Annotated in this window: 10 protein-coding genes; 4 read left to right on the plus strand and 6 right to left on the minus strand. The window is 43.6% G+C overall.

The window, feature by feature from the left end; genetic code table 11:
- The first annotated feature begins 325 nt into the window (after positions 1-325).
- Positions 326-697: a hypothetical protein gene (locus V7K41_RS32525; RefSeq protein WP_334854621.1), complete on the plus strand. Its 372-nt coding sequence runs from the start codon at positions 326-328 to the stop codon at positions 695-697.
- Positions 698-1,132: 435 nt separating this feature from the next.
- On the opposite strand, the gene V7K41_RS32530 is transcribed toward V7K41_RS32525, so the two are convergent.
- Entirely contained in the window at positions 1,133-2,365 is a 1,233-nt protein-coding gene (locus V7K41_RS32530) for a DUF4336 domain-containing protein (RefSeq protein WP_334854622.1), read from the minus strand.
- 433 nt (positions 2,366-2,798) lie between these two features.
- Between V7K41_RS32530 and V7K41_RS32535 the strand changes: the two genes are divergently transcribed.
- Positions 2,799-3,188 carry a hypothetical protein gene (locus tag V7K41_RS32535; protein WP_292775168.1) on the plus strand — a complete coding sequence of 130 codons (390 nt, stop codon included), beginning with the start codon at positions 2,799-2,801 and terminating at the stop codon, positions 3,186-3,188.
- Positions 3,189-3,388: 200 nt separating this feature from the next.
- Here the strand turns inward: V7K41_RS32535 and ptsP are convergent, their stop codons facing one another.
- From ptsP to V7K41_RS32555, 4 genes are all read right to left on the minus strand, one after another.
- Positions 3,389-5,917 (minus strand): phosphoenolpyruvate--protein phosphotransferase, encoded by a 2,529-nt coding sequence (ptsP, locus tag V7K41_RS32540; protein WP_334854623.1) that lies wholly within the window; start codon positions 5,915-5,917, stop codon positions 3,389-3,391.
- Between the two features lie 333 nt (positions 5,918-6,250).
- On the minus strand, positions 6,251-6,565 hold the full coding sequence (locus V7K41_RS32545) for a hypothetical protein (RefSeq protein WP_334854624.1): 315 nt from the start codon (positions 6,563-6,565) through the stop codon (positions 6,251-6,253).
- A gap of 216 nt (positions 6,566-6,781) precedes the next feature.
- Complete coding sequence (locus V7K41_RS32550) at positions 6,782-6,970, minus strand: hypothetical protein (protein ID WP_334854629.1); 189 nt, start codon at positions 6,968-6,970, stop codon at positions 6,782-6,784.
- A gap of 78 nt (positions 6,971-7,048) precedes the next feature.
- A complete protein-coding gene (locus tag V7K41_RS32555) occupies positions 7,049-7,792 on the minus strand; it encodes a ferritin-like domain-containing protein (RefSeq protein WP_334854625.1) in 744 nt (247 codons plus the stop codon).
- Positions 7,793-8,076: 284 nt separating this feature from the next.
- On the opposite strand from V7K41_RS32555, the gene V7K41_RS32560 reads away from it, so the two are divergent.
- Complete coding sequence (locus V7K41_RS32560; RefSeq protein WP_334854626.1) at positions 8,077-8,670, plus strand: thermonuclease family protein; 594 nt, start codon at positions 8,077-8,079, stop codon at positions 8,668-8,670.
- 178 nt (positions 8,671-8,848) lie between these two features.
- Here the strand turns inward: V7K41_RS32560 and V7K41_RS32565 are convergent, their stop codons facing one another.
- A complete protein-coding gene (locus tag V7K41_RS32565; RefSeq protein ID WP_334854627.1) occupies positions 8,849-9,730 on the minus strand; it encodes a carbohydrate ABC transporter permease in 882 nt (293 codons plus the stop codon).
- A gap of 24 nt (positions 9,731-9,754) precedes the next feature.
- Here V7K41_RS32565 and purN point away from each other — a divergent pair, with 24 nt between their 5' ends.
- Positions 9,755-10,417, plus strand: coding sequence for a phosphoribosylglycinamide formyltransferase (gene purN / locus V7K41_RS32570; protein WP_334854628.1), 663 nt, complete (start codon positions 9,755-9,757; stop codon positions 10,415-10,417).
- The last annotated feature ends 45 nt before the right edge of the window (positions 10,418-10,462 follow it).

Below are 10,462 nucleotides of genomic sequence, written 5' to 3' on the forward strand. Positions count from 1 at the left end.
TATGAGCAATGCTGTGCCCTTACGACATATGTGCTTCAAATACATGAAAACTGCTGTAATACCCCACAAAACAAGAAAATTTGGTGGTGCAACAATTCAGTGGCGGGTCTGAATTCCCCACTGACTGATTGATCCTGACTTCTGAATTCTTCTTCAAGAAACTTAAACAATTATTGCTATAAAAATCAACATCTAGTGATGAAATACCGGAAAATTACTGGTATCACCTCAAAAGTTGATTAGAAAAAACTGTGAGTTACCCTGAACCGAAATGCAGTTTAAATAAGGCAAGCTAGCTCTAGAAGTATCTTAAAGAAATAAATTTATGTCTCGTCTAAAACGCACATCCCGCATTTTAGAAAAAGCTCAGTTAAGAGCTGCCGGATTGAAATCGATTGTTCCAAGCATCAAATTTGATGAAAATTATAGTCTGGAAAAATTGATTGAGTCAATTGAGCAGTTACATAACAAACTTGATGTTTATAATACTGCTCTTTCTATGGTTGACTCTTCTAGAACTGAAATTGAAGAGATGGAAAAAAACTTGAGTCAGTTTTCTGAGAAAATGCTGATGGTGGTTGCTATCAAGTACGGCAAAGACAGCCGCGAATATGAGATGGCGGGTGGTGTTCGCGATAGCGATCGCATCCGCAAAATCAGGTCGAGCCGCTTGAAAAATGTTGCCGAACAAGCATAAGATGAGAATGCTAAAACTGTATAAGTAGGTGGGCGTAAATAATTATTGTTGGGATAAGGCAGGAGGCAGGAGGCAGAAGGCAGGAGAAAAGAGGGTTTTAGCCTCGTTCATTTTTGTTAACATAGTTTGGTTTTATTCTGCCTACCTACTTAGTAGTGGTGCAGCCTAGTAAATTAAGCTTGCCGTGCTACTATGCAGTTTAAGGTTTTTAGCTCTAACTCAAGCGTATTGCGCTATAAGTAAGTCGGCACAATAAAACCAAACTGTGTAAAAAAAAGTAAACAACACTCAAACTCTCCCCCTGCCCCCTGCCCTCTGCCCCCTGTCCCCTGCCCCCTGCCCCCTGCCCCCTGCCCCCTGCCCCCTGCTCCCTGCCCCTTGCCCCCTACCTTATCCCAACAATAATTATTTACGCCGACTTACTTATTGTTATTCCTACACCTTCTCCTTTGGTGCTGGCACAATCCCAAACTTATTTAAACCTGCATCGATTTCTCTAAGTGTTTTAAAATCCTCCTCTGGTAAAGCATAGCTGCTACTACTCAACAAACCCCCACTGACAGCCGGCTGCTTTTCCAAAAAAGAGAAAGCTTGGCGAAACTGATGCGGTTCGGCTTTAATCGGTGAATCAAAGTGGCAGGGAATAATCCACTCGAAGTCCCAACTTGCAACTTTATCAGCCCAGTCAATGGTTTCCTTTGGTGCGCGATTGAGAATCAGCGTCTGTAAAATTGGTGCGACAAACAAACGCCCATCACCTCGCAAGGCATCAAACGATCGCTGCCAATCTGACTGCCATTTAAAGGGGTACAATCCAAAATAAGCTTTCCTTGAACGTTCTGGGGCTTTCAAGGAGTCTTGTAACACCTGACTCCATCGGCGTATATCTAATGCGCTTGGTTGAAAGTACAAAGCAAACAGACAGATGCGCTGCCAACCCTTACGGCGATTTTCCTGACTATCTACAACAATATCAGAAGCATAATCCTTGGCATGAAATAATAAAGGATATGCATCTAAGAGAACGATCGCAGGTGGATCTTCTGGGATCGAAAGCACAGAATCTGTGACTAAAAGAGTATGCGATCGCTTGTGGAAAAAAGCAACTTCCGCAAACCTACCAGGGCCAAGTCCGATGGGGCCCAGCATTGCATAATCAAACTCGTCAGCAAAGGGGGTTTTGCTGCTATCTTCTGGAAGTACTTGAGTTCGTTTTGGGGGTAAACCAAGCCAGCTAAGGGGGAGATTTAGCGGGAAACTCCACTGATGCGGAGCCACAAACACTTGTGCAGTCGGAAAATATCTAGCGAAGGGGCCAACGAAAACCTTGTGTTCTATACCAGAGATAGTTGGCAGAATGATGTACTTAATGTTGCCATATTCTGTCACCAACTCATTCACAAGTCTGATGCACTCTGGGGTTGGTGCAACAGGCGCATAGACGAGAAGACCCCCGGTTTCCAGCTTTACAACAGTCATACGAATCGGTACAACAACGTAGAAAATGCCTTGAATCTGGTCAAAATTCCAGATTGTGTCCTTAAGCACTTCTTGACGAATTGTCTGCCGCCTACCATAGGGGTAGAGTGGCACAACAGGCCATAATCCCCAGGAAAAATCCTTTGGATAAATCTGTTGTGTATTGACTATGCGTTCATCATCAGCCACTCTGCAACCCCCTCCAAATTCCCAATACTCAAATTGTTTTTATTTGCTCTCCACAAAGTTGGAGTTTAGCAAATTGTTGAGATAATAATACCAATTTGTAATTCGTCATACTTGCCAAAGGTAAGAAGTAAGCTACGTAATTAGTAATTCGTAATTAAAAGCGGTTAGATTTCATCTGGATTTTCAGCTTTGAATCTGTAGGTTTTTTTACAAATGGTATAACCTAGCTTTTAACGAAACTAATAATCGACGTTGTAAAGGTGTACTACTAACTTCCCCAAATTTATCGCCTATACTGTTGACAAAATCCCTAATAGTTCGGATACAACAGCCCTGCCCCGATCAAGGGGAAATGCCACGGCACAGGGGTGCTTTTTATGCGTCTTCATAAAGAATTGGTATAAGTCCTAAAAACAATTAATCGGAGAACAACGTGAAAATAGCGATTATTGCTAAAACATTAATTACATCTATAGGTTTGTTAACTTTGTTTGCCCCAAGTCAAGCATCAGCTCAACTGATACCGCAACCTTGGGTTTCAGTCGGTGGAAAAGATGGTGATATAACTTATGCTGTCGGAGCTAGGGCTTTGAATTTCGGGGTTGAAGTCGGAACTGGTGCTGATGGTGCTACGGGAGTAGATGTTTTAAAATTTATCAATTTGCCTGTAATTTCACCTTATGTAGGAGTCGGACTTTATTCAGAGGATAAAGGCGTTGCAGTTTCAGGTGGCGTTCAGGTAGGTGCTACTAATAACGTTTTTGTTGGTGCTGGTTACAATTCCATTCGTGGCTTTAACGGGCAACTGGGAATAAGATTTTAACTAATTCGTTAGGACTTACGCAAAATCATGATAAAACGAACCGCAAAGGAGAGGCAGCGCGGTCTTGGGGGTTTCCCCCATGAGCGACTGCCGTCGCAAAGGACACAAAGGAATAAGAGTTTCAGAGAGTTCTTGCGTAAATCCTGTTCGTAATTCGTAATGATGTTTGCACAGCGTCTCGTAGAGAGCGTGATTATCAATTACGAATTAGTATTACCAGGAGGAGTAACCGAAGTTGAGATTAGTTCTCTGACATCAAGTGCGGAATCTTGTTGTAATGCTGATGCCGCGATCGCTTCACTTTCAACTATACTTAACCTAGCGATCGCCTGCTTGACTCCAGGTATACTTTGGGGATTCACGCTCAATTCATCCAGCCCTAAACCTAGTAAAATTGGTGTTGCTAAAGTATCTGCTGCCAATTCTCCACATAATCCCACCGAAATCCCCGCCCTATGGGCAGCTTGGACAGTTTGCTGCACCATTCGCAATACGGCTGGATGTAGCGCATCAACCAAATTTGCCACGCGGGGGTTAGTGCGATCGCTAGCCATGACGTACTGACTCAGATCGTTAGTCCCGATACTAAAGAAGTCTACTTCAGCAGCTAACCGATCGGCGATCGCTACTGCTGACGGAACCTCCACCATAATTCCTACTTTCATCGCTGCATCAAAGGAAATACCAGCTTGATTTAGTTCAGCCTGCACTTCACCCAAAATTACCTTAGCTGCACGTACTTCAGTTACAGTAGCAATCATTGGCAACATGATTTTAATTTGGTGTCCTACACTAGCTCTCAAAATTGCCCGTAACTGAGTTTTGAAGAGTTCTGGATGATCTAAACAGAAACGAATTCCCCGCCAACCTAAAAAAGGGTTAGCTTCTCTTAACCCTACTCTGAGATAGGGAAGCGGCTTATCACCACCGACATCTAAGGTACGAATAATCAGCGGCCGATTATCTAAAACTTGGGCGATCGCCTGATAGACTAATAATTGTTCTTCTTCAGTCGGGGCGCTTGTTCGGTCTAAATACAGAAACTCAGTGCGGAGTAGTCCCACACCTTCTGCACCGCTAGCCACAGCAACTTGCACATCATTTATACTACCAATATTGGCGAAGACGCTAACTTGCCGACCATCACGAGTAATTGCTGGCTGATGTGCCGTAGCTCGTGCTTCCTGTTGGGCAGTTTGCCAAGCTGACTGCTTTGCTGCCAGTAAATCCAGGATATCTGATTCTGGTTCTACCCAAGCTCTGCCACTTTCACCATCAAGTGCCATCAGTGTACCATCAGCCAAGTGCAACACCTGGGCATCCACTCCCAAAACTGCCGGAATACCCAACGTCCGGGCGATAATTGCACTGTGGGAGGTGGCGCTACCAGAAGTAGTACAAATACCCAACACCTTTGTCGGATCTAGTCCAGCCGTATCTGAGGGGGTTAAATCAGTCGCCACCAAAATCGCTGGTTCTTCAAGATGCAGATTAGCCGCAGCATTCCCAGCTAGTAATCGCAGCACTCTTTGCCCGACATCTACAACATCGTCAACTCGCTCTTGCAGATAAGAATCCTCAAGTGCACGATAGGAAGTCGCTACTTCATCGACTACAGCTTGCCAAGCTGCTTCAGCATTTATATGGTTGTCTAAAATGCGCTGATGAGCCGCTGACAACAGTACTGGATCTTCTAAAAATAGTAGTTGGGCATCAAAGATGGCGGCTTCAGTATCACCAATTTGCAGAGATGCTTGTGAGAAAACTGCTTGAATTTCTTGTCGGGCAGTGTTAATCGCTGTCTGTAATCGTTGCCACTCTACATCAGGATTGTCTACGTGGTATTGCGTAATAGCAATGTGAGTGGGTTGATAATGAACAACAGGTGCGATCGCTACTCCTGGAGAAGCTGCAATCCCCGAAAGTTCGCCGTGAGTTGTTGGTGTAACTTCATGGTGAAAAGCTGGTGGAGAATTCAAGGCAACATTATCTTCACCAAAGTTATTGGCAAATAATCCCTGCAATGCAGTCAGCGCTTCATCTGCATCAGAACCAGTGGCAGTAATCAGCAGTTCGTGTCCTTGACGCACTCCTAAAGTTGTGACTTGGTTAATACTGTCACCCCTGACTAGATCGGTATTTCTCGTTAAATTCCGCACCAGAATTTGGGATTGAAACCGAGCTGCGGTTGCCACAAACTGCGCTGCGGGACGGGCGTGTAATCCTAAGCGATTGCTCACAATCAGCCGGATTTCTGGCGTTGGCGATTCTATATTAGTTGTTATTGGGCTGACAACTGACAACGGACTGCTAACTACACCCAATTGAGTTGCTTTTGCTAGAAGTGCGCCACGTGCTTCCGCCAGAACTTGCTGAATATCTCTACCAGCCGCCGCCGCCACTACAGCAGCGATCGCGCCTTCTACTAGAGGTGCTTCACACAAATACACTTTTTCCTGCTGTGCTTCTGGCAGAAACTCGATTGCCATTTCCGCACTCAACAAAGCACTACCCAAATCCATTAACACCAAGACACCATCATCAGAAAAAACAGAAGCGATCGCCTCATAAACCTGAATCGGATCTGTACCCAATGGATTTTCACGATCTTCAATACCTGCTGCAACAGCAATGGGAACTTGGCCTTGAACCATCTGCGCGGCGAGTTCCCGCACACCCAAAGCTAGTTGTTTACTGTGAGAAACGATAACAATTGCGATCGCGGCCACACCGTCAACCTTGTTGAGAGGTTTGCGTTTAGCTAGTTATCCATTTTATTTTCCCATTCCGCACCGCTAAAAATAGCGCTAATCTTTATTACAATTGCAACTGCCCAAAAATATTCCGGTCTTTCCAGCTAAAAACACGAATAAAATAGCCTTCTTTTACGGAAATACATGGTGTCCACTCACAAACTCCATCGCTAGCAGTACGGGAAGAAATGTTTTGGATAAGTTTGTTCCCATCGTACAACTTAATCGAGACATCCCCATCAAAATTATCCCGTCAGAATATTAAATAAGGCTGATCCTTTTTTGGAAGTACTTTACCGACTGGCCGATCTAGATTTTTGGCGCAACCTGATTTTTGCTTTTCTTACGGAATCCCAGATAATGAGGTAGGTGTCGGAAAGTAGGATTTTCTTGCAGATTAGACAGTTGGGGAACAATAATGTTTCCTTTCTGGGAATTGAACAAATAAGTCGATCTGCGGCCGTCAACGGTAATGATATCGCCTTTGACTCCTAATTTACGTAATAAATCGGCTGCTTCATCCAGAGTTGCTTGGTTCACCGTCATAATTAACAATAACTCGTCACCTTTAACACCATCTTTGTTCAGAGTACTGATGACCGAACAATTCGCAATTGCGGACAAAATTGTAAATTGTTCGGTCAACTATTTATGAAGTATTAGAGGATACAACACCTCAACGTCAAAAGTTGATGAAACTGTACATAAAACAAATGCCAATACTTCTCGGTTAAGGCAATTAGTCGTTGCAGATCCCCCCAACCCCCCTTAAAAAGGGGGGCTTATAACCCTCTTTTACCCCCTTTTTAAGGGGGTCGCCGTAGGCGGGGGGATCTGAATTTAGGACGACTCAACCCTTATCCGAGAAGTATTGAAACAAATGCCAATACATAGCCGCTTAAATCTCCCCACATTAAAAGCTATAAAATCTTGTAGTTCAGCGATCGCATGAAATGTTATTCCCTCTGTTAACTGTTGGCGCGATACTGAGAGTACAAGTGTGGCAGTTTGTAAATGCTGGCTTATCATTGTCCTTTATTAGACTTTCATTTCCCTACGTATTATTTTGTAGTCTTGTGCAAAAATCAAATAGGAGTCCTATATTGATTACGTAGCTATCAACTCAGAATCGATTTCCGACGGCGCACTATCCTGGACTAGCGATCGCGTTTCGCCGTTGCGCTGGAGGATACCGCCAACCATTGCCAACAAGGCATTCACCTTGCGAGTTCGCCACATCTCTACAAGTTTTTCTACCTTAGTCGCAGACATCCGTCGCATCATCGCTTCGTAGAGATAAGCAGCATGTCCAGTTTCATCTTGGGCAATACTTAGCATTCCTAACTTCAAGTTACGAGCGGTTGGCTCGTTATCAGGTAATACTTTCGCCATTCGCGCAAAGTCTTTACTAGCATCTAACTCCAGAATATATGTGCTAGCCATAAACACATCCCAATCAATCACAGGCGGTTTTAGCTGTTCTTGGGTGTAGCCTTCATAGAATGCTGCGAAAAAAGGACTACGCTGTTGTGGTTTTTTTGTAGATGTAGTTTGGGGTTGATGCTTAAAATCTATAACTTGTTTATTCAGCTGTTGTAAGGCGTGGGCAAAAATTTGACCATGCCTAGTTTCATCTGATGCATGTTTTGCTAGTTTTTCGGCTAACCATGTATCGCCTTCGGCAGCTGCGCGATCGCTAAGTGCAGATAAAAATGGCACAGAGCCAGATTCGGCTAACTGAAAACCCGCAAGGATGTTGGGGCGGGTTTTAGAATCACGAATTTGAGCAGCAGAGTAATAGGCAAAGACACTTGAACCAGCTAGATGCAAAAGGTTAGTCAAGAAGTTCATCAGAAATTACCGCTGACAATTGGAAGGTTACAATTCTTATACTAATCCGTATTTTCTATTCGGTTGCCGCCAGAGAGTTTTACCATTTGGAATTTTGAATTACCTGTAGAACTATGTCAACAGTTAATAAATCAGGACTTACGCAAAATACCTCGCAAACTCTTATTCCTCCGTGTCCTCTGCGCCTCTGTGGTTCGTTATTCCGTAACTCATGCGTAAGTCCTATAAATATATCTTTGTATTTTGCTAATATCATCCCACAGAGGTAATGCAGGTAAGTTTGGATGGAGAAATTAACTAAAGCAGTGCAATTTTGGCTTTGTGCAACTATCATAATTTTGGGTTTGATGGGCTGCGATGTCGTGCGACAAGCCGCTTCGCGTCTACGCTTTATCGGTAATTCTGGAGAACCAGTTGAGCGAGTCAGTGATGGCGATACTTTAGTAGTGAAAGATACCGATGGCAAAAATTTTACCGTGCGCTTTGCTTGTGTAGATGCGCCAGAGATAGCTCATACTAATAAAGAAAAGCAGAGTAAACGGATTAGCGATCGCAATCAATTTACTTGGGGTGTAAAAGCACGAGAACGGGTGCAACAACTGGTGCAACAAGGAGGCTCGCGCGTGACTTTGAATATCACTGATAGCGATCGCTATGGGCGTAAAATTGCCGAAGTCCGTTTAAAAAATGGCACTTTTGTACAACAAGTATTGTTGCAAGAAGGTTTAGCAAAAGTGTATCGTCCCTATTTAAACAAGTGTCCTAGTAAAGACTTAGTTCAACAAGCTGAAACTGAGGCGAAGGCACAACGGCTCGGCGTTTGGAGCGATACTAAATTTATAAATCCTTGGGAATATCGCAGCCTATATAAAAAGTAAAAACTCTAGCTGTTTCTAATTGAATGCACTATTACATTTTTTGGCATTGCATACTTGCAGTATGATTTAGCAACTTCCAAAATTCCTCCCCTGCCTCCCCTGCTTCCCCTGCCTCCCCTGCCTCCCCTGCCTCCCCTGCTTCCCCTGCCTCCCCTGCCTCCCCTGCCTCCCCTGCCCCCTACTCCTCTCCCCAAGTTTGCAGTTGCAAATAAACTAGTACCAACGTTGCTGCTAATAACACAGTTGCTCCTGCTGCTGCATAACCAAAATCAAATTGACCAAAAGCCTCTTGGTAAATGTAGTAAACCAGCAGATTAGTCGAATTCAGTGGCCCGCCGCCAGTCATCACATAAATTTGCTCAAAACTCCGCAATGTAAAAATTGCGGTAGTGATGATTGCAAATATGACAGTCGGGCGCAATCCGGGCAAAGTAATATACCAAAATTGTTGCCAAGCATTTGCTCCATCCAAATCTGCTGCTTCATAACGACTAGGAGGAATTGCTTGCAACCCTGCTAAAAAAACCACCATATTGAAACCCAGTTGTTTCCAAATACTCATTAAAATAATTACCGGCATTGCCCAAAATGTGTCTGCTAACCAGGGTATATCTGAAATGCCAAAAAAAACTAAAAGTCCGTTAACTGGCCCTGATGTCTGAAACAGCCAGCGAAATCCTAAACCCGCTGCCACAATTGAAATAATTGAGGGTAAAAAATAAGCACTTCGCAGGATGCCCCGCAAGGGAATGGAACGGTTTAATAGTACTGCCAATCCCAAGGAGATAACTAAACTGGGAATGATGGTGGCAACCGTAAAATAAAAGGTGTTACCCAGAACTTGCCAGAAGTCGGGGTTGAGGAGCAAGCGCCAATAGTTTTTTAAGCCTATCCAATAAGTACCTTTTAAGGTGAAACTACCAGCAGTGAAACTGAGATAGAACAAATAGGCAATCGGCCAAATGATAAAAACGCCCAGCAAAATTAATGCTGGTGCGAGAAAAATCCATGCGGCTACTGTATCATTATCCAACCACGACTTAGTATATATTTTTGGCATCTATAATTAACCCTCTTAGCTGTTATGATTCTCCGCCTTGATTCTACCCTGAGCTTAATTTCTCCCAACATTAGCGATGATTGCCAACAATTCGCTCCTTTAAAACTGGGAATTATGGCTTCTGGGAATGGCAGCAATTTTGATGTAGTTGCCCAAGCTATCCAAGATGGGCGGCTAAATGCCCAAATTCAAGTTTTAATTTACAATAACCCCTCGGCAAAAGCAGCCGTCAGAGCAGCTAATAGAGGTGTAGAAACTGTCTTATTAAATCATCGCAACTATCAAAACCGAAAAGAGTTTGATGAAAAAATTGTGCAGACATTGCGGCACTACGATGTAGAATGGGTGATTTTGGCAGGGTGGATGCGACTATTAACGTCAGTTTTCATTGATGCCTTTCCTGAGAGGATTATTAATATCCATCCTAGTTTGTTACCTAGTTTCAAGGGAATCCATGCTGTAGAACAAGCCTTGGCATCTGGGGTAAAAATCACTGGTTGTACAGTGCATATAGCTTGTTTAGAAATGGATAGCGGCCCAATATTAATGCAAGCCGCAGTACCAGTACTGCCGGATGATACAGCAGAAACACTCCACGCCAGGATTCAAATTCAGGAACATCGAATTTTACCATTAGCGATCGCTCTGGCAGCTTCTTCGTCAAAAGTTACACTAAGCGTAACGTAAAAATATTAATATAGACTTAACCCCAACCCCTTCCCTATAAAGATT

This window comes from Nostoc sp. (genome assembly GCF_036917415.1).
In the GTDB taxonomy this organism is placed as follows: Bacteria; Cyanobacteriota; Cyanobacteriia; order Cyanobacteriales; family Nostocaceae; genus Nostoc.

Coding starts and splice junctions, on each gene's coding strand:
- V7K41_RS32525 (WP_334854621.1), top strand. CDS start 326: ATGTCTCGTCTAAAACGCACATCCCGCATTTTAGAAAAAGCTCAGTTA.
- V7K41_RS32550 (WP_334854629.1), bottom strand. CDS start 6,970: ATGATAAGCCAGCATTTACAAACTGCCACACTTGTACTCTCAGTATCG.
- V7K41_RS32555 (WP_334854625.1), bottom strand. CDS start 7,792: ATGAACTTCTTGACTAACCTTTTGCATCTAGCTGGTTCAAGTGTCTTT.
- V7K41_RS32560 (WP_334854626.1), top strand. CDS start 8,077: ATGGAGAAATTAACTAAAGCAGTGCAATTTTGGCTTTGTGCAACTATC.
- V7K41_RS32565 (WP_334854627.1), bottom strand. CDS start 9,730: ATGCCAAAAATATATACTAAGTCGTGGTTGGATAATGATACAGTAGCC.
- purN (WP_334854628.1), top strand. CDS start 9,755: ATGATTCTCCGCCTTGATTCTACCCTGAGCTTAATTTCTCCCAACATT.